Source organism: Mesorhizobium sp. L48C026A00 (genome assembly GCF_000502375.1).
In the GTDB taxonomy this organism is placed as follows: Bacteria; Pseudomonadota; Alphaproteobacteria; order Rhizobiales; family Rhizobiaceae; genus Mesorhizobium; species Mesorhizobium muleiense.
In genome coordinates, this window is the sequence record NZ_AYWU01000008.1 from 45939 (window position 1) to 70122 (window position 24184).

At 63.1% G+C, this 24184-nt stretch carries 25 protein-coding genes and 2 pseudogenes; 11 read left to right on the plus strand and 16 right to left on the minus strand.

The window, feature by feature from the left end; translation table 11 throughout:
- Positions 1–57: 57 nt before the first annotated feature.
- The 7 genes and pseudogenes from X738_RS58480 (at position 58) to X738_RS58505 (ending at position 4776) form a co-directional block, all read left to right on the plus strand.
- Positions 58–321 (plus strand): DUF1344 domain-containing protein, encoded by a 264-nt coding sequence (locus X738_RS58480; protein ID WP_031254973.1) that lies wholly within the window; start codon positions 58–60, stop codon positions 319–321.
- 508 nt (positions 322–829) lie between these two features.
- Positions 830–1192 carry a hypothetical protein gene (locus X738_RS87005; protein ID WP_023799348.1) on the plus strand — a complete coding sequence of 121 codons (363 nt, stop codon included), beginning with the start codon at positions 830–832 and terminating at the stop codon, positions 1190–1192.
- Between the two features lie 231 nt (positions 1193–1423).
- Positions 1424–1495: pseudogene (locus X738_RS87010) on the plus strand (HAMP domain-containing protein); the annotation flags it as partial.
- A gap of 174 nt (positions 1496–1669) precedes the next feature.
- Complete coding sequence (locus tag X738_RS87015; protein WP_245277669.1) at positions 1670–2431, plus strand: sensor histidine kinase; 762 nt, start codon at positions 1670–1672, stop codon at positions 2429–2431.
- 127 nt (positions 2432–2558) lie between these two features.
- Positions 2559–3233, plus strand: coding sequence for a response regulator transcription factor (locus X738_RS58495; protein ID WP_023799350.1), 675 nt, complete (start codon positions 2559–2561; stop codon positions 3231–3233).
- A 168-nt stretch (positions 3234–3401) separates the two neighbouring features.
- A complete protein-coding gene (locus tag X738_RS58500) occupies positions 3402–4016 on the plus strand; it encodes an RNA polymerase sigma factor (protein ID WP_084833722.1) in 615 nt (204 codons plus the stop codon).
- 67 nt (positions 4017–4083) lie between these two features.
- Positions 4084–4776: an anti-sigma factor gene (locus X738_RS58505; RefSeq protein ID WP_156942592.1), complete on the plus strand. Its 693-nt coding sequence runs from the start codon at positions 4084–4086 to the stop codon at positions 4774–4776.
- A gap of 37 nt (positions 4777–4813) precedes the next feature.
- Here X738_RS58505 and X738_RS58510 read toward each other — a convergent pair whose 3' ends face one another.
- The 8 genes and pseudogenes from X738_RS58510 to X738_RS58535 form a co-directional block, all read right to left on the minus strand.
- Positions 4814–5476 (minus strand): histidine phosphatase family protein, encoded by a 663-nt coding sequence (locus X738_RS58510; RefSeq protein WP_023799353.1) that lies wholly within the window; start codon positions 5474–5476, stop codon positions 4814–4816.
- 52 nt (positions 5477–5528) lie between these two features.
- Positions 5529–6347: an enoyl-ACP reductase FabI gene (gene fabI / locus X738_RS58515; protein WP_031254975.1), complete on the minus strand. Its 819-nt coding sequence runs from the start codon at positions 6345–6347 to the stop codon at positions 5529–5531.
- Positions 6348–6503: 156 nt separating this feature from the next.
- Positions 6504–7028, minus strand: coding sequence for a DUF1194 domain-containing protein (locus tag X738_RS80850; protein WP_023799355.1), 525 nt, complete (start codon positions 7026–7028; stop codon positions 6504–6506).
- Positions 7029–7080: 52 nt separating this feature from the next.
- A pseudogene (locus X738_RS89060) lies at positions 7081–7386 on the minus strand (hypothetical protein); the annotation flags it as partial.
- Between the two features lie 83 nt (positions 7387–7469).
- Positions 7470–7640: a hypothetical protein gene (locus X738_RS84775; RefSeq protein ID WP_023799357.1), complete on the minus strand. Its 171-nt coding sequence runs from the start codon at positions 7638–7640 to the stop codon at positions 7470–7472.
- Positions 7625–8164: a hypothetical protein gene (locus X738_RS58525; RefSeq protein ID WP_023799358.1), complete on the minus strand. Its 540-nt coding sequence runs from the start codon at positions 8162–8164 to the stop codon at positions 7625–7627. Before X738_RS58525 ends, X738_RS84775 begins: the two co-directional genes overlap by 16 nt.
- A 320-nt stretch (positions 8165–8484) precedes the next feature.
- The gene (locus X738_RS58530) at positions 8485–9405 is read right to left on the minus strand and encodes a DnaJ C-terminal domain-containing protein (RefSeq protein ID WP_023799360.1); all 921 of its coding nucleotides are present in this window, start codon (positions 9403–9405) and stop codon (positions 8485–8487) included.
- 97 nt (positions 9406–9502) lie between these two features.
- Entirely contained in the window at positions 9503–9979 is a 477-nt protein-coding gene (locus tag X738_RS58535; protein WP_023799361.1) for an RT0821/Lpp0805 family surface protein, read from the minus strand.
- 41 nt (positions 9980–10020) lie between these two features.
- Between X738_RS58535 and pdxH the strand changes: the two genes are divergently transcribed.
- Entirely contained in the window at positions 10021–10638 is a 618-nt protein-coding gene (gene pdxH / locus X738_RS58540) for a pyridoxamine 5'-phosphate oxidase (RefSeq protein WP_023799362.1), read from the plus strand.
- A gap of 79 nt (positions 10639–10717) precedes the next feature.
- Here the strand turns inward: pdxH and X738_RS58545 are convergent, their stop codons facing one another.
- The 3 genes from X738_RS58545 to X738_RS58555 all read right to left on the minus strand — a co-directional run bounded on the left by X738_RS58545 (position 10718) and on the right by X738_RS58555 (position 13672).
- Positions 10718–11026, minus strand: coding sequence for a type II toxin-antitoxin system RelB/DinJ family antitoxin (locus X738_RS58545; protein ID WP_023799363.1), 309 nt, complete (start codon positions 11024–11026; stop codon positions 10718–10720).
- Positions 11027–11105: 79 nt separating this feature from the next.
- Entirely contained in the window at positions 11106–11858 is a 753-nt protein-coding gene (locus X738_RS58550) for a crotonase/enoyl-CoA hydratase family protein (RefSeq protein ID WP_023799364.1), read from the minus strand.
- 44 nt (positions 11859–11902) lie between these two features.
- A complete protein-coding gene (locus X738_RS58555; RefSeq protein ID WP_023799365.1) occupies positions 11903–13672 on the minus strand; it encodes an acyl-CoA dehydrogenase in 1770 nt (589 codons plus the stop codon).
- 211 nt (positions 13673–13883) lie between these two features.
- On the opposite strand from X738_RS58555, the gene X738_RS0141665 reads away from it, so the two are divergent.
- A complete protein-coding gene (locus X738_RS0141665) occupies positions 13884–14114 on the plus strand; it encodes a hypothetical protein (RefSeq protein ID WP_031254978.1) in 231 nt (76 codons plus the stop codon).
- 175 nt (positions 14115–14289) lie between these two features.
- The gene (locus X738_RS58560) at positions 14290–15387 is read left to right on the plus strand and encodes a glycoside hydrolase family 25 protein (RefSeq protein ID WP_023799367.1); all 1098 of its coding nucleotides are present in this window, start codon (positions 14290–14292) and stop codon (positions 15385–15387) included.
- A 24-nt stretch (positions 15388–15411) separates the two neighbouring features.
- Here X738_RS58560 and purD read toward each other — a convergent pair whose 3' ends face one another.
- On the minus strand, positions 15412–16689 hold the full coding sequence (gene purD, locus X738_RS58565; protein ID WP_031254982.1) for a phosphoribosylamine--glycine ligase: 1278 nt from the start codon (positions 16687–16689) through the stop codon (positions 15412–15414).
- A gap of 162 nt (positions 16690–16851) precedes the next feature.
- Between purD and ubiA the strand changes: the two genes are divergently transcribed.
- Positions 16852–17835, plus strand: coding sequence for a 4-hydroxybenzoate octaprenyltransferase (gene ubiA, locus X738_RS58570; RefSeq protein ID WP_031254983.1), 984 nt, complete (start codon positions 16852–16854; stop codon positions 17833–17835).
- A gap of 169 nt (positions 17836–18004) precedes the next feature.
- Here ubiA and X738_RS58575 read toward each other — a convergent pair whose 3' ends face one another.
- The 4 genes from X738_RS58575 to glyS all read right to left on the minus strand — a co-directional run bounded on the left by X738_RS58575 (position 18005) and on the right by glyS (position 24147).
- Complete coding sequence (locus X738_RS58575; protein ID WP_023799370.1) at positions 18005–18574, minus strand: DUF6101 family protein; 570 nt, start codon at positions 18572–18574, stop codon at positions 18005–18007.
- A gap of 184 nt (positions 18575–18758) precedes the next feature.
- Entirely contained in the window at positions 18759–20189 is a 1431-nt protein-coding gene (locus X738_RS58580) for an FAD-binding oxidoreductase (protein WP_023799371.1), read from the minus strand.
- Positions 20190–20208: 19 nt separating this feature from the next.
- Positions 20209–21171 carry an L-threonylcarbamoyladenylate synthase gene (locus X738_RS58585; RefSeq protein WP_031254986.1) on the minus strand — a complete coding sequence of 321 codons (963 nt, stop codon included), beginning with the start codon at positions 21169–21171 and terminating at the stop codon, positions 20209–20211.
- A 675-nt stretch (positions 21172–21846) separates the two neighbouring features.
- Positions 21847–24147, minus strand: coding sequence for a glycine--tRNA ligase subunit beta (glyS, locus tag X738_RS58595; protein ID WP_023799374.1), 2301 nt, complete (start codon positions 24145–24147; stop codon positions 21847–21849).
- Between the last annotated feature and the right edge of the window lie 37 nt (positions 24148–24184).

Here is a 24184-nt window from a genome sequence, read left to right on the forward strand (position 1 = left end):
ACACCGTCTGTTGAACACCCGCCGCCACCGAGCCGGCGCAATGATAAGAGGACGATGATGCGTATCCCGATCGGCGCCGTTGCCGCCATGTTGCTGATTTCCACCGCCGCCTTCGCCGGCCAGACCGAAGGCCTGATCAAAGAGATCGACAAGGAGACGTTGACGCTGACACTCGACGACGGCAAATCCTACAAGCTGAATGCCGAAACCGATCTCGAAGCGCTGAAACCCGGCATGGACATCGTGATCGCCTACGACGAGACAAACGGCGAGAACATCATCACCGACATGCAATTGCCGGATAGCGATTCAACCGAATAGACTCATTCAGTCTGGGCGGTGCTGGCTATTCTCGCGAGCAACGCGACCAGTTCCGGCTGCGATGGGTCTCGGTTTTGACGAAGACGGCTTTCAGGTGATTCCTGGCGGTTTCGTAAGTGACACCCACTCATCCGCGACGGCCTTCAACTCTGCGCCCGATCAAACCCGGCAAGCCAGTCTTACCTCGGCTTGCGGCGTCCGGCTGAACTTAACCTCTCACGGGGTGAAGTCGCTAAATTCGGACGGCAGGACTGCATTCTCACCAAGTTCTAACCTGAATCTCTCATATCCTTAATAGCGGGTCCTCTATGGTTGCTCCGTGCTGAAACGGCGTCGCGGAAATGTTGCGCCGATCTGCGCGAGCCATCCTGCACGGTGGCCTTCTCTGCCGCGAAGGGGGTATTCTTGAATCCGATCGGTTTCGGGTTCTCAACGCCGATGGACACCGATGGGCATCAGGTCTCGCATTCTTGTATTTCAGCTCATTGTCGTGGGGGCAGTCGTGATTATGGCGGCTATCGTCTACATCACGATTCGCTCGACAACCTACTACACACAGCGCGTGCAATGGGCCAACAACCAACTGGAAGCCGTCACCGCGCTTACGGTCAACGCCAACCGATATTCTGAGCAGATCGCCGAGTTCCTGTTAATTGGCGAACCGGAGCGTCCCGACTACGAGAGCGCCCGCGCCGAACTTGAGGCCGGATTCGAAAAGCTCGCCGAGCTGACCAGGGGAGAAGCCGAGTTTCTCCTGGGCAGCAGCAAACAGGAGGAAGCCGGTGACGAGATCTTCCGCATCACGCGGATGCGCACGCTCTACGGAGAAATCGCCAAAGCCACGTCGGACGCAATCAATCTTCGCAACTAGGGGCGCCAGGAGGACGCGGTCAGGATTTTTCGCCGGGACATCGAGAATCGTTTCGACGCCGAGTTCGAAAACATCCTGGAAGCCGCGCGGCGCGACGAAGAGGAAGAGGTTGTGCGAACCGAACTGCAGGCAGAAGCACTGTGGCGACGCCTGACCTGGATGACGGCCGCGCTTGCATTGGCTGCTGTGGTTCTCTGCTTTGTTGCTGCTTTCCTTCTCGCCCGATCATTGATGCGCCCGATCAGCCTGCTGACCGAAGGCACAGAGGCGATCAGTCGTGGTGATCTCGACCACCGGATCGCCTTCGATGGCCGCGATGAACTTGGTGCGCTCGCCAGGCGGTTCAACGAAATGGCCACGCATCAGCAAGACCAGCGCGACCGGCTGCTCAATGCCAAAGCAGAACTCGAGCAGCAAGTTGCCACACGGACCGCCGAGCTTGCCGCGGCCAACCAGCGGCTGACGGAGCTCGACCGGTTGCGCGTCCAGTTCCTCGCCGACATCAGCCATGAACTGCGCACTCCACTGACGGCGCTTCGCGGTGAAGCGGAAATTCCGCTGCGCCATGGTTCAAAGCCAGAGGCAGTGTACCGCGATGCGCTCGAACGGATTGTCACTCAGAGCCTGGAGATGGGACGCCTCGTCGACGATCTGGTTTTCCTTTCTCGTTCGGAAACCGATACAATACGTTTCGAGCCCCGCCGAACGGACCTCGTTACCATCGTCGCCGATGCGGTCCACGAGGGCGAAATCCTGGGGCGCGCCAAGGGCATCTCGATCAAGGCGGCCTACAGCACCCGTCCGGTCTGGATCACAGCCGACGCGCAGCGGCTCAAACAGGCTCTGGTGATAATTCTGGACAATGCCATAAAATATTCTCCGCGCGATCGCTCGGTGAACTTGAGCATGACCGCTATGGACGGGCATGCGGAGATTGCGATACGCGACAAGGGTTTGGGCATTCCAGCCGAGGAAATACCCAAGGTGTTCGAGCGATTTTACCGTGGCCGAAGCCCAAGGGCGTCGCGCCAACTTGGCAGTGGCCTCGGTCTGGCGATCGCGAAATGGCTCATCGAAAAGCATCGTGGCGAGATTGCGCTCACGAGCGAGGTCGGGTCTTTTACTGAGGTCGTGGTCCGGCTTCCACACGCTGACGCAACCGCGTCTGCGGATGCGAACGCAGGTGCCGCCGTGGTCGTTCTGAAAAAGAGGCTGCGTGCAAAAACCGGCTCGGAATAAAGAACGACCTCCTTCGTTTCCTGGATTACGATAGTTGAGGCGGGAGCTCGGCGGAATGACCGCGCCCACCGCGAGGCGGGGAATTCTCTGACTCCCCGCAATACGACCCGGGGAGAAGGTGGTGTAAATGTCAAGGATTCTGCTGGTAGAGGACGACGATCGCATCGTCGGCTTCATCAAGCGAGGACTCGAAGCCGAGGGTTACGTTGTCGACGTGACCGACAGTGGCGGGGATGCGCTGGCGATGGTGCGGGAGACGCCATATGCGCTGATCGTTCTCGACCGAATGCTTCCAGGAATCGACGGCCTCGAAGTATGTCGCATGTTGCGGCGCGAGCAGCACCAGCATCTTGTCCTGATGCTCACGGCTAGAGACAGCCTGCAGGACAAGGTCGAAGGGCTGAAGGGGGGCGCCGACGACTACCTGACCAAACCTTTCGCCTTCGACGAGCTGATCGCGCGCATGGAGGCGCTGCTTCGCCGCGGCTCCAGCACAGGCACGGACCCAGTCCTCAGGGTTGGCGATCTGGCGCTTGATCCGGTCGGCAAGAAGGTCTGGCGCGGCGAACGCGAGATCAGCCTTACGGCCAAGGAATTCAGGCTTCTCGCGTATCTAATGTCGCACTCCGGCGCTGTGATCAGCAGAACCCGGCTGCTCAACAATGTTTGGGATCTGAGCTTCGACCCGGAAACGAAGGTGGTCGATGTCTACATTCGCTACCTTCGCAGCAAGATCGAAAGCGTGGACGAAAAGCCGCTCATAAAAACCGTGCGGGGCTTCGGCTACGTGATATCGGCTTGAAGCCAGCGGGTCACCCACGTTTTCAGGAAATAGGCAGTTCTCTCACCAAGCTCTAACCTGATGCTTGCCATAGTCTAATCCTGGCCTTGCCGAAATCTAGCCGGACTCCCACGCTGGTTTAGCCGCCGTGGTCATATGCTGCCACATGAAGATACCGACCCACCCCGAATGCGTGCGGAGGCGGCTGACTTCGCTCGGTCCTCAAGAAACCGGAAACTTCACGTGATTGAGACTGATCAATTCGGAAAGCAACTTGTTGCATTTCTTCCGAACCTGCGCCGTTTTGCGATTTCCCTTTGCCGTTCCCGCGATCTTGCGGACGATCTGGTGCAAGCGGCTTGCGAACGCGCGCTTGCCAACACCGAGCGCTTTGAACCTGGAACCCGTTTTGATGCGTGGTTGTTCCGGATCCTGCGAAATTTGTGGATTGACCACATCAGAAGGCAGCGCACGGCCGGGCCGCAGGAGGACATTGAGCAACGGCAGGACCTCGTCGGCGCCTGTGGCGAGCGAGATGTCGAAGCACGCTTTACCCTGAACAGCGTTGCCCAGGCGATCACCGACCTGCCGGACGATCAGCGCGAAATCATTCTCCTGGTCTGCGTCGAGGACCTTTCCTACAGGGAGGCGGCCGGCGTTCTCGGGATCCCGATCGGAACGGTGATGAGCCGGCTGGCGCGCGCCAGAAAGAATCTCGCCGAGGCAGTCGGAATAAATCCCGGCTTGCCACGTTCACCGGTCATGAAGGGCGAGAACAGAAATGATCAGACGCGAGTTTGCTGACGAAACGCTCATGGCCCTTGCAGACGGCGAACTTGACGACGCGACTGCCGCAGCCATCGAGAAAGCCATGCAGCCGGATATCGCCAGCCGGGTCGCGCTGTTCCTGGAAACCCGCATTCAGGTCAAAGAGGCACTGATGCCGGTTCTCGATGAACCCGTTCCCGACCGGCTCAGCCAGTCCGTGCAGCGAATAATCGACGAAGCCAGGTGGCGCAGCGTTCCATCGCACGCCATCGAGGCCGCGCGTGTCGTTGCCTTCAGGGCGAGGGACAATCAGTCAATACGGCGCCCCCAGGCATCCTGGATCATGCCGCTGGCTGCTTCGCTGGTTGCAGTCGTTTTTGGGTTCGGCGGATATTTTTTTGGGTTTGCCAGCCAAAACCAGCCGCATGGACTTGAGGTGGCAGGGCAGGACAGCCCTCTTTCAGAGGCGCTCGGGCAGGTGGCGTCCGGCGAAGAAACCGTGCTGGCAGGCTCCACCGACAGGATCCGTGCCGTAGCCACGTTTCGCGATGGAACCGGTTCCTTGTGCCGCGAATTTGAACTCGATTCCGCCAACCGCTCGACCGTCATATCCGTGGCGTGCCACTCGGATAATGGTTGGGCGGTGAATTTTGCCGTCGTTGCGCCCGCGCGCGACGGCGGATATGCACCGGCCTCGTCTACGGAAGCGCTCGATTCCTATCTCGCGGCAACCGGAGTGCATGAGCCTCTGTCACGGGAAGACGAGGCGGCGGCATTGAGATCGTTGGGCCAGTAGAAGGCGGGCCCGTGGGCATGCTTTTGGGCGACATGCATTAGAGCCAGTCCAGGCTTCGGCCCTCCAGCCTGAGCAAGCGATCGTGCGGCACATTCAGCCTGGCGGCTTCTTTCTCGGGCATTCCCAGCACCATGCGGAACAGGACGCGCACGACGCCGCCATGCGTCACGCAGACCGTCCGGCGATCCAGCGCGTCGAACCACGGCTTTACCCGTTCGAGCAGCATTTGATAGCTTTCGGCGCCCTCGCCGGGCGGCAGGAAATTCCACTTGTCGAGGCGCCTCTCCCTGGCCGAGCCGAGATGCCGGGCCTCGAGTTCGGGAAAGGTGAAACCCTGCCAGTCGCCGAAACTCATTTCGACAAGGCGGGGATCGGTGCGGTAGGCCTGGGGATCGAGCCCCATCGCCATGCGAATGCGTTCCATGGTCTCACGCGTTCGCCGCATCGGGCTGGCGACAAAATCGAAATCTTCGGGGTTTTGAACGAGTTCCGCCAGCCGATGGCCATTGCCGGTCGCCTGCTCGCGGCCGAGCGGGTTGAGATCGGTGTCGGCCTGTCCTTGCANCGCCAGCCGATGGCCATTGCCGGTCGCCTGCTCGCGGCCGAGCGGGTTGAGATCGGTGTCGGCCTGTCCTTGCAGCCGGGACTCGGCGTTCCACACCGTCTGGCCATGGCGCGCGATGTAGACGAGCGGATACATCAGGTCATCCGGAGAGCGGTCGAGAATGCGGGAGGGTATATTCGAGGCGGGTCTATTCCTTGACGGTCGAAATATCAGGCGCGTCGACCGCCTTCATGCCGACGACATGGTAGCCGGAATCGACATGGTGGACCTCGCCGGTGACGCCGCGTGAAAGGTTTGAAAGGAAATAGACCGCAGAATCGCCGACCTCCTCTTGCGTCACCGTCTGCTTTAGCGGCGAATTGTATTCGTTCCACTTCAGGATGTAGCGAAAATCGCCGATGCCGGAGGCTGCCAGCGTCTTGATCGGACCGGCGGAGATGGCGTTGACGCGGATTTTCTTGGCGCCGAGGTCGACGGCCAGATAGCGCACGCTGGCTTCGAGCGCTGCCTTGGCAACACCCATGACGTTGTAGTGCGGCATCACTTTTTCCGCACCGTAGTAAGTCAACGTCAGCAGCGAGCCGCCATCAGTCATCAGCGCCTCGGCGCGCTTGGCGATGGTGGTGAAGGAAAACACCGAAATGTCCATCGTGCGCAGGAAATTGTCGCGCGTCGTCTCGACATAGCGGCCAGTCAGTTCGTCCTTGTCGGAAAAGGCGATGGCGTGGACGAGGAAATCGAGCTTGCCCCAACGCTTGGCGATGTCGTCGAAGACCGCATCGAGCGTTGCCGGATCGGTCACATCGCAATGGCCGGCGACATGGGCGTTGAGTTCCGCCGCCAGCGGCTCGACGCGCTTCTTGAACGCCTCGCCCTGATAGGTCAGCGCGATATCGGCGCCATGGTCGACGCAGGCCTTGGCAATGCCATAGGCGATCGACCGATTGTTCGCGACGCCCAGGACAAGCCCGCGCTTGCCGGCCATAATGCCTTGTCCACCCGCCATGTGAGCGCTCTCCGCAAGATTTGCTGCTTCGTGAAGTGGCTATCGCACAGGCACCGAGCCCCTTCAAGCGCTCAAAACGGACAGTGCCCGCCCGGCTGGCCTTCCGACTTGGATGCCATGCAGCAGTTCTGCGAGAGTGGCTGTGCATCGAAACGGTCACTCGATCCTGAAACGAGGCGCATCTGCCGGCGCCGACGCCAACAGGTCGCGAACAAGTTTCCTCGTCATGAATTCACCGGCGTCTTTCGCATCCGAGATGTCCATGGCGAACGCTCCGGGACCGCCGATCACGCTGGAGCGGAAATATTGCGCAAGTTCCGCATCCTGCCCCAGGACCAATCCGTTGATTGTAAAACCTTGCGCCAGCGCCGCGTCTCGCGAGGATTCTGTTCCGCCCGCGAAATTGTCGGTTCCGTTGGCGCAGATGTTCATGACCGCGCGCTCCGTCGCGGGCGGCGATGACGTCAACAGGAGCGAAGCAATGGCGATCGCCTCCGACATGTCTGTCAGACGATCGTGCATCGCCGCGGGATCAGCGTCGCCGTCGCGGTCCTGCTCCATATCGCCGCCTCCGTAATGGGTTCGGTCGATGAGCGTCACCGAAGCGAGCGCCTGAGACACGCGCGCGGCGTCCTCGGCCGAGCCGATGACGGTCCAGGGCCAACAGGTCGAACTTGCCATCGCTTGACCATGTGAAGACGGCGAACCCGATCCGACGCCGCGGACCGGCGGTGGCGGCGCGCAGGAAGTCGGGGTGGACGAGCGCCCGCACGAGCCCGGCCTGCTGGAGCCATTCCTCATATCGGCCGATCGAGTCCGATACGTCGATTGCTGTGACGACATTGGCGTCGGTGCCCGGCACGACCGCGTTGGCCGCTGGCGAAGCGCCGCACAGGAAGACCATCAGTGGCAGGGCGAGGTGAAGGGCGCGCCAGCGGCAAGGTTTCGCCGGCATAGCAGGCTTCGGCTTCACCGCCTGGTGTTCTGAACGACGCCGGAACCAGCGCGTTGGAACGGACGGAAACAGGTGCGACGGCATTGGCTCCTCCCGGAATGATCCCGGGGTAACGGGCCGGAGCCAAACTTATTCCTCCTGTTCGCGCGGCCGTTTCCGCAATTCGGTTATGTCCGCTTTGAGAATGGCAGGCTCGGATCCATTGCGTGAAGATCCGCATCACGCCCCAGCCCGCGATAGAGGATGAACGCACAGCAACAGGCGACGGCAATCGACAGCATCTCGCCGCCGTCTTCAGCGTAGCCAACGAGCTTCGAGCCCGTCAGGAAGTGCAGCATGTCAACCACCACGGCAAAACCCACAAGACACGCGAACAGCAGCAAAAACACCGATCCGAGGCTTGTTGCCTCGGTCTGCTTTGCCAGAATGACCACAACAGCGGCGCCAGCAGGCCGAGCGCGACCGCCGACCAGGTGATGATTTCCCCGGTGTCGCGAGCCCGCATGCCCGGCAGCGAAACGAGGTCGAATGTCGCTGCCAGCAGCAGGCCGCCGCGCTCATGGAAACGGGTGGCGTCGTCGAGCGTCACAAAACTGAAAATCAGGGACCAGGCAAGAAACATATGCTCCCTGGTTCGAAGCCAGATGCCGAACAGAAACAGGGCGCAAAGCGCGGCCTGCCCGTAGTTGAACATCTCGGGCAGCGATCCATCCCTGCTGATGTTGAGACGCGCTGGCAGATCGTAGTGTGAAATTCCGACAGATCGAAGCGCCTCGATCGCGAATGGAACGATGATGACGAGGATATTCAGGCATATCACTATCAGCGCGAAAACCCTGCTGAGCCTGTCGTTTCGATACATCGCCCGGATTTCCCCGAACGCATTTTCCAAACTCGATAACGCATGACCCAGCAATCCGACGCGCTCCTTCGTTGCTATTCGTTTGACGGCAATTTCGTTAGTCAACCAATGGTCTGGAAACGGGGCGGCCGCGGGTTTATTCCGCCCGCAGAAAAGAAAACGCTCTCGGCGACGAGCGACTGGCCCGCCTGGCGCGAGCCGGCCATGTTCCGGGCGGCCATCGAGCGATGTCGCGGAATTCGGCTGAGCCCTGCAGTCGAACAAGACGGACAGGTGAGAGACAAGAGCGTTTGCGGCGCAGCGCGCCTTGACGCGCCAGGCTAGCGTTTGCGGTTGCGCATCAACGTTTCGAGATCGCTGTCGCCACCCTCAGGCAGCATCAGCCGCACATGCGCGTAGAGATCGCCGTGACCGCCGACTTTTTCCGGCAGGCCCCTGCCCTTCAGCCGCAGGACCTTGTCCGAGCTCGACCAGGCGGGAACATTGACTGCAACCTTGCCGGTCGGCGTTTCGACCGCCACCTTGGCACCGAGCACGGCATCCGCCAGCGCAATCGGCAGGTCGGCGTGGAGGTCGCGGCCTTCGACACGGTAGCGCGGATGCCGCCGGAAGCGGATCTTGACCAGCGCATCGCCTGGTTGCCCCGGCCCTTGCTCGCCCTGCCCTTTCAGCCGGATGGTCTGGCCGTCCTCGACATAGGCTGGCAGCTTGACGGCGACCTTGCGCCCGTCGGGGAACATCGCCGTTACCTTCTCGGCAGTCGCCGCTTCTTCGATGGTGATGTCGAGCGTCACGTTCAGGTCGGCGCCGGACGGCGCCTGCCGGCCGGCGCCCATGCCGGCGCCGCGAGAGAAGGTCTCGCCGAAAATCTGGCTGAAGATGTCGCTGCTGCCGTCGAACGGATCGCCGCTCGGACGGCCTGAGCGAAACTCGAAACGCGAGCCGCCCGGCCCTTGCTGCCGGCGAAAACCGGCGAACGGATCGGCGCCGCCGGCGGCGCCCTCGAAACCTTGAAAGCGCGGCTTGCCCTCGGCATCGATCTCGCCGCGATCGAAAGCCGCACGGTTCTTCTCGTCGCCGACGATCTCGTAAGCCTGGTTGGCCGCAGCAAACCGCTCCTTCGCCTTGGGATCCGGATTCTGGTCCGGATGATACTCCTTGGCGAGTTTGCGGTATGCCGATTTTATATCCTGGGCCGATGCGTTCTTGGCAACGCCCAGCACCTCATAGGGGTCGCGCATGCTTCCTGTCCTGGAGAAGGAGTGAGTCCACGATTGCCATCTATATGCGCTCGCATAGGAAGAAATTCCAGTAGCGCGGTCATATGATGGCGGAAAATCAGAGCGCTTTGAAGTCCTGCATCCGCCAGGCGCCGGCGCCGGCCAGGCACACCTCGCCCTTGAACAGGGCGACGCCGTCGAAGCTTTCGCGTGAGGCGGTGAAGCGGCGGCAAAGCTGGCCGTTGTCCCTGGATTCCGCCAGTTCGGTGATCGAGCCGCGCGAACCGGTATCGGAATTCGCCCACGGAACGGCCTGCCCGCCAAGTTCCTGGATATCGGCTGAAGACACCGCGTTGCGGATCGTCGCCTGGTCCGAGGCGCGATCCTGGTCGATCGGCATGGCAGAGGCAGGCGTGCTGCTGGTCAGGATCGTACGGTCGACCTCCGCCTGCTCCAAACTGAAGCCGCCGGCACCGCAGGCGGCAAGCGGCAAGGCGACCAGCACAATCGCGGCGGCCTTGACCGCACCTTGTGCGTTGGCCGAAGCAATAAGGCTCCATTGCCTGCTGTCAAAAAGTTGCGCGATGCGCGACAATCGGCAATCTCCCCCGGCCGGCAATAGAATTTGGAAAAACTATGAGCGAAACTGAGTTAACAAGCGGTGACTTTGCCGAGGCTGCCGAGCCATTCCGCCTGTTTGCCGCATGGCTTGACGACGCGACAAAGAGCGAGATCAACGATCCCAACAGCGTGGCGCTGGCGACCGTCGATGCCGAAGGCATGCCGAATGTGCGGATGGTGCTGCTCAAGGGGTTCGATGAAAGCGGATTTGTGTTCTACACGAATTTTGAGAGCGCCAAAGGCCGCGAGATTCTTGGCAGCATGAAGGCGGCGATGTGCTTTCACTGGAAATCGCTGCGCCGGCAGGTGCGTGCGCGCGGGCCGGTGGAGATCGTCACCGAGGCGGAAGCGGACGCGTATTACGCGACGCGCCCGCGCGGCAGCCGCATCGGGGCATGGGCGTCGAAACAGTCGCGGCCGCTGGAGAGCCGCTTCGCACTGGAAAAAGCCGTTGCCGAATACACAGCGCGCCATGCGATCGGCGAGATCCCACGACCGAAACACTGGTCGGGTTTTCGCATCGTGCCGCAGACGATCGAGTTCTGGCACGACCGGCCTTTCCGGCTGCACGATCGCATTGTCTTCTCGCGCAACGCTGAGGGCGGCTGGGACAAGACAAGGCTTTATCCCTGAGTGGTCCCTGGGATTTCGGCTTCGATATACGTGAAGATGTCGTCGCGATCGGCGAGCGCAAACCGCGCCCAGACCAGCCTCAAGACTCACCTGCCTCCGCCTTGCGAAGCGCTGCCGCCCGCCGTCCAGAAAAATGGGATTCGGCTTCGGCGTCTTCAACATCCGGCCGCGTATCCTCCAGCGCCTGCTGAACTTTTGCCCGGAACCAGGCATCATGGGCGTCACTGTTGCTGACAAGTTCGAGCGGCAAGGCGCCCTCATTGGCGGTCCGCGTCAACAAGATACGGACAGCATCGGAGACCGTGAGCCCCATGTTTTCCAGAACCGCCGTGGCGCGTTCCTTCACTTCAGCGTCAATACGGGTCTGGACCAGTGCGTTCGACGGCATGACAGTCTCCTTCGCTGGCACACAATGTAATGCATTTGCATGACATATGCCAGACTCTTGGCCGGCGTCTGGTGCCCAGCTACCCTTTCTTCCTGGTCATGAACGCCGTCAGCGCGGCGCGGGCCTCGTCGGATTTGAGCCGCTCGCGAAAATGCTCGCTTTCCTGGCCGATGCGGGCAACAAGGTCTTCACGCGAGCCGCGCATCAGGTCACGCGCGATCTTCAGCGCCTGCGGCGGCTTGGCCGCTATCTGGCTGGCCGCGGCCAGGACGGACGCTTCGAGTTCGTTCTCCTCGACTACTGCGTAGATCAATCCGGCGGCCTTCGCCCGCTCGGCCGAAAATCCTTCGCCGAGGCCAAGCAGCGCGAAAGCGCCTTGCCGGCCGAGAATCTGCGGCGCAAGCAGGCTCGAGCCGGCCTCGGGGACCAGGCCGAGATCGACGAAGGGCGTGCGGAATAGTGTGCGCGGCGTGGCGAAGGTCAGGTCGCAATGCAGGTTGAGCGTGGTGCCGATGCCGACCGCGATGCCGTCGACGCCGGAGGTCATCGGCTTTTCCGTCCTGGCCAGCGCCATCAGGAAATCCCAGACTTCGGTGCCGCCCTCGCCGCCGGTGGCGACGACCATGAAATCGGCAAGGTCGTTGCCGGACGAGAAGGCGCCTGGAACACCGAGGAAGACATGGACGCGGATCGCCGGATCGGCGTCGCCCTCGGCAAGGGCTTTGGACATTGTTGCATACATGGCCCGCGTCAAGGCGTTCTTCTTGTCCGGACGGTTCATGCGGATGATCTGGATGGCGCCCTGGCGCTCGACGAGGATGTGGTCTGTCACGGGTGATCCTTTGTGAACGTCGTGAAACGTTAACCTGGTGGCTGTCAGGCAGAAATCAGCGTCTGGCCGGCAGCGGCAAGGCTCTCGGCGCCGCCGATGACACGCTCCTTCAGCGCGCCCGCCTCGCCAAGCAGGTTTTCGGCGTAAAAACGGCAAACGGCGATGCGGCTTTGGTCGGCAAGCGCGCCGCGCGCCAGATAGGCGCCGCCCGCCGCCAGCGAGATCAGCCGCAGATAAGGCGTCGCACCGGCCAGCGCCGCGTCCGAGCGGCCGTCGGCGAGCAGCCCTTGCAGGAAGCGCGTCGCCTGGCTGAGGTCGTCGAGCGCCTGGTCGAGGCCATCGGCGGTGCGGCCAAAACCTTGAAGGTTCGAGGTCCGCGCTTGATTGGCGACGGATTTCAGTTCGGCGATGTAGCCATGCACATGCTCGCCGCCGCCAAGCGGCAGCTTGCGCGCCACCAGGTCTATCGCCTGGATGCCATTGGTGCCTTCGTAGATCGGCGCGATGCGCGCGTCGCGATAAAGTGCTGCCGCACCGGTCTCCTCGATGTATCCCATGCCGCCATGAATCTGCAGCCCGAGCGAGGCGACCTCGACGCCGACATCGGTGGAAAAGGCCTTGGCCAGCGGCGTCAGCAGATTGGCGCGCTCCTGCCAATGGATGGCTTCATCGCCGACGGATACGCGCGCATGGTCGATGGCGTGCGCGCAGCAATAACTGATGGCGCGCGCAATCTGGGTCAGCGCCTTCATGGTCAGGAGATTGCGCTGCACGTCGGGGTGATGGACGATCGGCGTCATGCCGTTGCCATCATAGCTCGCGGCCTTGCCTTGCCGGCGTTCATTGGCGTAGGCGAGCGCCTTCTGCGTGGCCGTTTCGGCGACCGCAACGCCCTGCATGCCGACGGCGAGCCGCGCATTGTTCATCATGGTGAACATGCAGGCGAGGCCCCTGTTTTCCTCGCCGATCAGCCAGCCGATCGCGCCGGGGGCGGTCCCTTCGAAACCGTCGCCATAGATCATGGTGCAGGTCGGCGAGGCGTGGATGCCCAATTTGTGCTCCAGCCCGGAGCAGAAGACGTCGTTGCGTGCGCCAAGCGCGCCATCATCGCCGACCAGGAATTTCGGCACCAGGAACAGCGAAAGGCCGCGCGTGCCGGCCGGCGCGTCCGGCAGCCGCGCCAGCACCAGATGGATGATGTTGTCGGTAAGATCGTGCTCGCCATAGGTGATGAAAATCTTCTGGCCGAAGATGCGGTAGGTGCCGTCGCCGGCCGGCTCGGCGCGGGCGCGCAAGGCATTCAGATCCGAGCCCGCCTGCGACTCGGTCAGGTTCATCGTGCCCATCCATTCGCCTGAGACGAGCTTTTCCAGGTATTTGGCCTTCAGCCCCGGTGAAGCATGCTTGTCGAGCGCCTCGACCGCGCCCATGGTCAGCGTCGGGCCGATGCCGAAGGCCATGGCGGCGGAGTTCCACATTTCGAGCGCGGCGACGCCCAGCATGGTAGGCAGCGCCTGGCCGCCGAATTCCTCCGGCGCGGACAGCGCGTTCCAGCCGCCGTCGATCCAGCGGCGATAAAGTTCCTTCCAGCCGAGCGGCATGGTGACGGCCGCGCCGCTCAACACCGCGCCTTGTTCATCGCCGACCTTGTAGAGCGGCGCAACCTCTTCGCCGGCAAAGCGGCCGGCTTCCGCCAGAATGGCGTCGACGAGGTCTTCGCCAAGGTCGCCAAAGGTGCCGGCGTCAAGCGCCGGCTTCAGGCCGGCCACATGCTTCAGCGTGAAGGCGATTTCCTCGACTGGTGCCCGATACATGCCGCTCGCTCCTCCTCCGTCCGGCAGGGAAACTTAATATCCGTGCCGACACAAAACCATTCGCTTTTTGGGTCGCCTCTCCCGCCTTCTTTTTACGTAAACGTCAAGATTTGTCACGCGGATTTTGCATTTGGAATTGTTCACGCTAAAATCGGCAAAAAAGCCGGACAAGTCGACCGGCGACCGATCAAGAATATCGAGGGGACCGCCCGTGCTCGCCAGACCTGACGCCTATCGCTGCACCGAATGCGGCCTGCCCTATCGAACGGCAGGTTTTTGTCACCATCGCGGCAAGATCGAGGACGGCGCCGCATATTGGTCGGATCGCGGCATTCTGTGTTCGCCGCAATGCTCGCTGGCCCATCACCGCAAGCGCCAGGCTGAGGGAACGCTGCCGCAGGCGCCGGCGCCCGACCCGTTCCACCCGCTCGCCCTGCGTTGATGACCAGCAAAGCCATCCCCGGCACGATCGCGGCGGTTGCCGCGGGCCGCCGAAAGCATTTCCTTAACCATGGCGGTTCAGGATTGGGCTTTGGCCAGCAAGGATCTGCTGTTTGAAGCCGCCGGCGCACCCTCTTCGCCGCCCAGGACTCCTCGCCGTCGCGACCGCGATGGCAATGGCGTCGGCGCCGGCACAAGCCTCGGACTTCTCCCAGCCCTGGAAGAATGCCGACCGGGCGCTGGTGATCGACGCCTACGAATACAATCCCATCGATTGGACCGAGCTTGCCACCGACAAGCGCATCGTCGGCTTCATCAACAAGGCGTCCGACGGGATGCCGCCAGCGTATTTCTGTTTCGGCGACGAGACCGCGACGCGGCTCTGCAAGGCGCTGTGGAAGCGCCATGCGGTGGCACAGGAACTGTTCCAGACACGCAAGGTGGTGGCCAAGGCGCTCGGCCTGAAATGGGGCGCCTATCACCTCGCCCGACCCGGCAACCCCGTCGGACAGGCCAATAATTTCATCAATTTCGCGAAACCTGGCCCGGACGACCTGCTCGCCCTCGACATCGAGGATGACGACCCGACGAAATGGATGTCGCTCGAGGATGCAGAGGAGTTCGTGCGCCATGTGCATCGGCGGATTGGCCGTTTTCCGGTGCTCTACACCAACGGCAAGACCGCCAAGCACATCGCCGACAACAAGTACAAATATCGGCTGCTGTCGCGGCTGCCGCTCTGGTATGCGCGCTACAAGCCCGACATCGGCGTGCATTTTCCGATGGGCAACTGGCAAGGCTACGCACTCTGGCAGTTTTCGGCAAAAGCCAATTGCGGCCGGTTCCGCTGCCCCTATCGGGTGGCTGGCACGCCGAACGACATCGACGTCAATGTCGCACCGATGGATGCCGCCGCGTTGCGCGCGCAATGGCCGTTCGGCGGCCTGATCGACGCGCAGCCGGATTACCTCGCCTCGATACCGCTGCCTCTCTCGCGGGCGGCCGGCCTTGCCGGCAATGTCACCCTTACCTATGCGACCGTGGCGCCACCGCCGAGCTTCACCGAAATGGTCGCCATGTTCAGCGCGGGCTGGTCCAAGTTCCGCGGCAGCTTGCAAATGCCTGCCGTAGGGACAGCGCTGCGTCTTCCGCACCGGATCGCCGACTATCTGGGGTGGCTGCGAAAGGAAAAGCCCTCCGCATCGGCCGTTGAAGCAGCACCTACCGATCCGGTCAGCACTGCGTCGACCGAGTTGGATCGCCGCCCCCGCTAATCTTGCCCCCGCTAATCTTGTACGTCAGCGCGCCTGCTCGCGGGCAACGGCCTGCCAGCCGATGTCGCGGCGGCAAAAACCTTGCGGCCAATCGATCCGGTCGACCGCGGCGTAGGCTCGTCGCTGCGCCTCGCCGACCGTGCCGCCGGTCGCCGTGACACCGAGCACACGGCCGCCATTGGCGACCAGCCCGCAGCTGTCGATGGCGGTGCCGGCATGAAAGATCTCGACGCCATCGTCCGCGGCCTGTTCGACGCCTTGGATGACTGAGCCCTTTTCCGGCGTGCCGGGGTAACCCCTTGCCGCCATCACCACGGTGAGCGCCGCCTCGTTGCGCCAGCGCACCGAGGTATGTGCAAGCTGGCCGTCAGCGGCAGCGTTGAGCAGGACCAGCAGATCGTCCTTCAGCCGCATCATCAGCACCTGGCATTCCGGGTCGCCGAAGCGGGTGTTGTATTCGATCAGCTTCGGCCCATCGCCTGATATCATCAGCCCGGCAAACAGCACGCCGGAAAACGGCGCGCCAAGCTCGGCCATGCCGCGCATGGTCGGCTCGATGATCTCGCGCATGGTGCGGTCGATCATCTCCGGCGTCATCACCGGGGCCGGCGAATAGGCCCCCATGCCGCCGGTGTTCGGACCGACGTCGCCGTCACCGAGGCGCTTGTGGTCCTGCGCGGTGCCGAACGGCAGCGCGGTGACGCCGTCGCACAGGCAAAAGAAGCTCGCCTCCTCGCCGGTGAGAAACTCCTCGACCACCACCTCCGCGCCGGCCTGTCCGAAGGACCCGTCGAAACAGGCATCGAGCGCTGCCAGCGCCTCGGCCAAATTCATGGCGACGGTAACGCCCTTGCCGGCGGCGAGGCCGTCGGCCTTGATGACGATCGGCGCGCCCATCTTTTCGACATAGGCCCTGGCCGACGCCAGGTCGCCGAAACGGCCATAGGCGGCGGTCGGGATGTCGTATTTCGCGCAAAGATCCTTGGTGAAACCCTTCGAGCCTTCCAGCCGCGCCGCCGCCCTGGACGGGCCGAAGACGCGAATGTTTTCAGCGCGGAGGTCGTCTGCAATGCCGGCGACCAGCGGCCCTTCCGGCCCGACCACGACGAGGTCGACCTTCTTCTCCGTGCAGAACCGGGCCACCGCCGCATGATCGTCAATGTCGAGCGTCACCAGTTCGGCTTCGCGGCCGATGCCAGGGTTGCCGGGCGCCGCGTAAAGCTTGGTCAGCAGCGGCGAGGCCGCGATCTTCCAGGCCAAGGCATGTTCGCGGCCGCCGGAGCCGATCAACAATACGCGCATGCCCAGATCCCTTGCCATTCCACGATCAGGACTGCGCTATTGCGCCCCGTACGATGGGTCAAGACATTTGGAAGACTTTGAGCGCAATTCCACACGGGAACAGGGAATGGTTCGGCCCGCTTGACGCTTGACGACGTTCGCCGCTGCTGCCACTTCAGCACGATGGAACCCATCCAGTCGAAAGCAGCCCAGGGCCGCGTCGCCGATGCGCCGAGCGGCCACTGGGTCTACCGCATCCTGCCACGCTGGCTTTGGCCCTATGCGCAGCTTGCCCGGTGGGACCGGCCGATCGGCTGGCAGTTGCTGCTGTGGCCGTGCTGGTGGTCGGCAGCCCTTGCCGCGAGTGCCCATCCACGCCCTGCTGATCCCCTGCTCTCGCTGCTGCCGGCGCCATGGTATCTCGTGCTGTTCCTGATCGGCGCCGTCGCCATGCGCGGCGCCGGCTGCACCTACAACGACCTGGTCGACCAGGACATCGACAACCAGGTGGAACGCACGCGCTCGCGGCCGCTGCCGGCGGGAAAGGTCACGCGCCGGCAGGCCTGGGCGTTTCTCGTGATCCAGGCACTGATTGGACTCGCCGTGCTTCTGCAGTTCAACAGCTTTGCCGTCCTGCTCGGCATCTGCTCGCTCGCCGTCGTCGCCATCTACCCGTTCATGAAGCGATTCACCAATTGGCCGCAACTGGTTCTCGGCCTTGCCTTTTCCTGGGGTGCGCTGATGGGATGGGCGGTCGAGTTCGGCAATCTCGATGGCCCGGCCGTCATGCTCTATATCGGCTCGATCCTGTGGGTAATCGGCTACGACACGATCTATGCGCATCAGGACAAGGAAGACGACGCCATCGTCGGCGTGCGCTCGACCGCACGCCTGTTCGGCGACAACACCAAGACCTGGCTCGTCGGGTTTTATGGCGGAGCGCTGGTCTGCTTCGCCATCGCCTTCGCGGCGGCGCAGGCGCCGGTGCCGGCGCTGGCCGGGCTGGTCGCCGCCGGCGCCCATATGGCGCGGCAGATCACCGTGCTCGACATCGACGATCCCGACCAGTGCATGCTTCTGTTCAGGTCGAACAACCAGGTCGGCTGGCTGGTCTTCCTCGGCCTGATCGGCGGTGCGTTGTGGGTGGCGCTGAAGCCGCTGGTGTAGCGGCTTTTTTCCTTCTCCCCTTGTGGGCCCCTTGTGGGAGAAGGTGGATCGGCGCGTAGCGCCGAGACGGTTGAGGGGTGTTGGAACAAATGAGGCGTTCGCGTTTCCTGGAATACCCCTCATTCGGCCGCTTCGTGGCCACCTTCGGGGAGAAGGGAAAGCGCTCGCTCTATTCGTCGCGCGAAATAATCTCCTGGCCGCCGATCACCAGCCTGAGGCCGAGGGCGCCGGCCCTGCGGCGGGCGAGGAAGCGCGGACGACGCATGGTCGAAAGCCGACCCCTGCGACGGTCCTGCGCGGGTAATGTCTTGATGGCGACGCCAAGCGATTCCTCCAGGGTGCGGGCGATGCCGTCGGATTCGATCAGAAGCATCGGCAGACGGTAGGCATCGGCCCAGGCGCGCCAGTCGGCGGCGACATCCTCGAGATCGTCGGCCACCAGCAGCGGCACCGACAGCATCGGATCATTGTGCAGAAGCTCCAGCGTCACCGTGACATTGCCGTCCGGGTCCTCCATTGCGCGGGCTGCCACGCCACGAAACGCATTGGCGGGCAGAGCGATGAACGCCGGCAGGCCGCTCATCTCCAGCACGCGGCGAATGACGGCGCCACGATGGTCGATGGTGAAGGTAACGTCGCCATAGTCGTCGCGCGTCGCGTAGCTCACCACCTGCGGCAGGCGGAGTGGGTCGAGGCGCATATTGCGCCCAGCCCAGACTGGCTTCAGTCCAGTGTTCATATCGTGCCTTTCCTGTCTCTCCTGAGAGCCGGTCTTCCGGTTCTCCGGGCCGGTTTTTCCAGCCTCGTTGTGGGGAAACATTAGCGCGGGCTTCTTATCGCAGCGCTTAAGAAAGTCGGTTAAATTTTGCTGATCTCGAGGGGATGGTTATCGGAATGCAACCATTCACAAGACGGCGAAAGGATCAGATAACCTTACCGGGATTCATGATGCCGGCCGGGTCGAAGGCCGTCTTCACCCTGCGCATCAGTTCGATCTCCATCGGCGGCGCTGTCGCGATCAATTCAGCCCGCTTCAGCTGGCCAATGCCGTGCTCGGCCGAGATCGAGCCGTGAAGGCTGCGCACCACATCGTGCACGGCCTTGTTCATGGCGTGATAGAGCCCGAGAAATGCTTCGTCATCGCCGCCGATCGGCCGGGAGATGTTGTAGTGGAGATTGCCGTCGCCCATGTGGCCGAAACACACCTCGCGCGCACCGGGGCTGACTGATTGAACGGCGCCGGCCGCCTCTTCGATGAATTGCGGGATGGCCGCCACCGGCACAGAGATGTCGTGCTTGATCGAGGCGCCTTCGGGCTTCTGCGCCTCGGGCAGCAGCTCGCGGAAATTCCAGAAGGCATCGCCCTGCGCGATGCTCGCCGCAATCACCGCATCGCCGACGATCTCCTGCTCGAGGCCGGCTGAGAGCACCTCTTCGATCAGGGCCCTGGCATCCTCCGCCGAGCGACCCGAAGAGATCTGCATCAGCACATACCATGGCCAATCGCCGGACAGCGGCCGCACGACGCCTGGCGCGTGCAGAAGCGTAAAATCGTAAGGCCTCTGGCCGATCAGCTCGAAAGCAGTGAGTGCCGCACCGGCGCGATCCATCGCCAGGCTGAACAGGGACAGTGCCGCCTCAGGTGACGACAGGCCGGCAAAGGCCACCTCGCGCCCCTTGGGCTTGGGGAAAAGCTTGAGCACGGCGGCGGTGATGACGCCGAGCGTGCCTTCCGCACCGATGAACAGGTTTTTTAGATCGTAACCGGTGTTGTCCTTCTTCAGCTTGCGCAGATCGTCGAACACCTCGCCGGTCGGCAGCACCACCTCGACGCCGAGGCACAGCTCACGCGCATTGCCATAGGCGAGAACGCCGGTGCCGCCGGCATTGGAAGAGAGATTGCCGCCGATCTGGCAGGAGCCTTGTGCGGCAAGCGACAGCGGAAACAGCCGGTCGGCGGCATCGGCCGCTTCCTGCAGCGTCTGCAGGATGACTCCGGCCTCGACGGTGACCGTGTTGGACAGGACGTCGATCTCGCGGATGCGGTTCAGCCGCGACAGCGACAGCACGATCTGGCGGCCGGACGTGTCCGGCACCTGCGCGCCGACCAGCCCGGTGTTGCCGCTTTGCGGCACGACCGGCGTTCCCGTCTCGGTTGCCAGCTGCATGATGCGGCTGACCTCGTCGACGCTGCCGGGCCTCAGCACCAGCGCCGTCCGGCCATGCCACAGGCCGCGCCTCTCCGTGAGGTAAGGCGCGATATCCTGCTGGTCGCGAAGCGCATATTTATCGCCGACGATTGCCGCAAAGCGGTCGATGAGGGCGGGGTCGATATCCCGGGAGATGTCGTTCATGGATGGGAAACTATGGTGCTCAATCGATCTTGTCACGAGGGGCGGCGGCGCGCGAAAGCCGGTCGTTGATCGCCTCGCCGAGCCCGTCGGAGGGGATCGGCTCGACGGCGATTGTCTTGGCGCCGCTGCGATCGAGATCCTGCATATGGGCAAAGAGGTTGGCCGCGGCCTCGCGCAGGTCGCCGGTTGCGGACAGGTTGCGCAAGGCGGCGGCGCCTTGCCAGCCTTCGGCACGGCGCGGGCCGAACGCCAGCAAGGCTTCGCCCTTTGCGACTCTTGCGGCGTTGACCCGCACCGCAGCACCCGGCGCGTAATGCGAGGCGAGCATGCCCGGCGCCTCGATGCCCGCCGCGCCGCGCCGCAGCTTCATGCCGGCGGTCGCTTCGATCTCTTCGGCGGCAATGCCGCCCGGCCGCAGCAGCCGCAGCTTTCCGCCCTCTATCTTCACGATTGTCGATTCGACCCCGACCGACGTCGCGCCGCCATCGACCACCAGCTTGATTTTTGGACCGAGATCGGCGGCCACGGCCTCGGCCGTCGTCGGGCTGATCCTGCCTGAGGAATTGGCGCTGGGCGCTGCAAGCGGGCGTCCGAGCCTGGCGATCAGCTGGCCACCAAAGCCTTTCGGCATGCGCAGCGCGACCGTATCGAGCCCGGCGGTGACCAGCGGATGAATGCCGTTGCCGGGCCGCTGCGGCAGCACCAGCGTCAGCGGTCCCGGCCAGAATGTCTGCGCCAGCCTTTTCGACACGGGATCGAACAGCGCGATGCGATCGGCCATCGCCAGATCGGCGACATGAGCTATCAGCGGATTGAAGCGCGGCCGGCCCTTGACCTCGAAGACGCGCGCCACGCCAACACCATTGGTGGCATCGGCGGCCAGCCCGTAGACGGTTTCGGTCGGAATGGCGACGACATCGCCCCCTTCGAGCAGCGCCAGCGCCCGCTCCATCGCCTCGCCGGCGGCAAGTATCTCAGCCACTCTCATCACCTTACAGAAGCGGGACCTTACGGATGTCGGTGCGTAATACGGTGACGTTCACGGGGCAAGTCCGGGCGGAAGCGAATTGCCAATAGCTAAAATGCCAGCTTTCCTGGCAAGCCCGCATCAATTCCCGGACGCTATGGTGCCGGCTTGTTGGGCAAGGGGAGCTATCATGGTCTGGGTGCGTATCCTGGGGGCGCTTGGCCTCACTCTGGCGGCGGGCACAGCACAGGCTTCATCCTTCGTTGTTCCTGCTGCNCCATCCTCGACCCCGTCCGTCGTCAGCCTCGGTGCGCCTGAACCGGCGAAGGTGGCTGGCAACTCCTCGACGCCATCGATCGTGGCGCTCGGCGAACCAGTGCCCGATGTCACCTATGAAAAAGTTTCTGCGATCCCGAGCCAGCCCAAGCCCAAGCATGATTTCACGCAAAGCCCGATGATCATTCGCGGCGGCATCGTCGGCGACGCCTTCGCAACACCGGCGCCCAGCCCCGCACCTGCCGCGACAACCGCTGCCGCAGCACCTGCGGCGGCCACGAAATCCGACAAAAAAATTACCGCAACGAACAGCCCGCCCGAGCCCGCAACACCGCAACCAACGCCCATCCCCGAGATCGACCAGGCCAGATAGCCGTTCGCAGCCAGGACGACGCTCGCCTAAATTGCCAAGCCTCAGCCGGCGATTTTCGAGAAATCCGCGACCTGGTCGGTCGCTGCCCGGATGCGCGCCAGCAACGCCAGGCGGTTGGCGCGCACGGCCTGGTCCTCATCATTCACAAGAACGCGTTCGAAGAATGAATCAACCGGTTCACGCAACGCGCTTAGCGCCAGCATGGTGGCGGAAAAGTCTTCGTTGTGAATCGCTTGGCCGGCTTCCTTCTCGGCCTGATTCACCGCGGCAAACAGCGATTTCTCGGCCTCTTCCCGGAATCGAGCCGGCTCAACATTTTCGGCGATCGTCGTTTTCTTCTTCTCCTCGGCGGCCAAAATGTTGGCCGCGCGCTTGGTGCCGGCTAGCAGGTTCTTGCCGTCCTCGGTGTCGAGGAAAGAGCCTAGGGCTTGGACGCGACGAACGATTTGCAGGAGATCGTCGGACCGCGGCGTGATGACCGCATCGATCAGATCATGCCGCGCGCCCTGGTCGCGCAGATAAACTTTCAGGCGATCGTGGAAGAAAGCGAGGAGGTCGGAAGGGTAGATTTGCTCCGCCTTCCCTTCCAGCGTTGTAATCGCATTCTTGTCGAGATAGTTCGCCCACTTATAAGCGCTTCCGAAGGTGGGCATGAGCGCCAGGCGGATACCGTTCTCGACTAGAATCCTCACCACCCCCAGCGCCGCGCGGCGGAGAGCATAGGGGTCCTTTGACCCGGTCGGTTTTTCGTCAATCGCCCAGAACCCGACCAGCATGTCGAGCTTGTCGGCGAGCGCTACGGCCACCGATACGGGATCGGTCGGCACGCGGTCGGACGGGCCCTGCGGCTTATAGTGCTCCTCGACGGCGGCGGCGACCGAGGGATGCTCGCCCTGCAGCAGCGCGTATTTGCGGCCCATGGCGCCCTGCAATTCCGGGAATTCGCCGACCACCTCGGTGGTGAGGTCGGCCTTGGCCAGGACGGCAGCGCGACGTGCCAGCGCGGTAATCTCCCCCCTCGAGGGGGAGATGTCGCCGAAGGCGACAGAGGGGGTCGCNCGTTCCTTCACGCCCCCCTCTGGCCTGCCGGCCATCTCCCCCTCAAGGGGGGAGATTCCGCTCGCCACTATCGGCGCCAATTCTGCAGCCAGTTGGGCAATCCGCTCCACCCGCTCACCCTGCGTGCCGAGCTTGGCGTGGAAGGTGACGCCGAGATGGTCGAGGCGGGCCATGCGCTGGTCGAGCGGCTTTTTGAGATCGAGCCCGAACTTTTCCGCCGATGCCTGCAACTGGTCGAGGTCGGGCAAATCGCCCTGGTCGGTCTTCCAGAAATAGAGCGCGTCGGAAAGGCGGGCGCGTACCACCTTGCCGTTGCCGTGGGCGATCTCCTTGCCGCCGTCGCTGGCCTCGATGTTGGCGGTCAGGATGAAGCGGTTGGAAAGCTCCTCGCCGGCGCCCTGCGGCCGCGTCACAAAACACTTCTGGTTGGCGCGGATCGTCAGTCGGATCACCTCGGCCGGAATGGCGAGAAAGTCCTGCTCGAATTCGCCCATCAGCACGACCGGCCATTCGACCAGGCCTGACACTTCCTCAAGCAGCCCCTCGTCCTCGACAAGGTTGAGCCCGTTGGCGAAAGCGAGATTCCTGGCGTCGGCAAGGATGATCTGCTTGCGCCGGTCGGCGTCGAGCACAACCTTCGCCGCCTCCAGCTTGGCGGCATAGTCGTCAAAACGGCGCACGCCGATGGCGCCCGGCGCGTGAAAACGATGGCCGTAGGTGATGTTTCCCGAGCGGATGCCGTCGATCTCGAAATCGACGACCACCGGCTCCTCGGTCTCCGGGCCGAAGGTGCAGAGGATGGACTGCAGCGGCCGCACCCAGCGCAACGATCCCGGTTTCGCCGAGGCTGGCCCCCAGCGCATCGATTTCGGCCATGGAAAGTCGCGGATGATGCCCGGCACCAGTTCAGCGATTATCGTCTCGGCCGCCCGGCCCGGCTTCGCAATATGGGCGACATAGAAGTCGCCCTTCTTCGGATCGGCGTGGACATGCGCCTCGGCGATCGAGGAAAGACCGGCCTTGCGCAGAAAACCTTGGACCGCCTGTTCGGGCGCTTTGGTCGAGGGTCCCTTGATCTCCTCGCTTATGTCCTTCGAGCGCGCGGTCACGCCGCGAATGTCGAGCGCCAGCCGGCGCGGCGTCCAATATTCGCGCGCCGCCTCATAGGTCAGCCCGGCCTCGATCAAACCGTCCGTCATCATCTTCTTCAGGTCGCCCGCCGCCTTGCGCTGCATGCGCGCGGGAATCTCTTCCGAACGAAGTTCTAAAAGCAGGTCGGGCATAAATTGTGCTCACGCGGCGAAATGGTCCAGGCGGCAT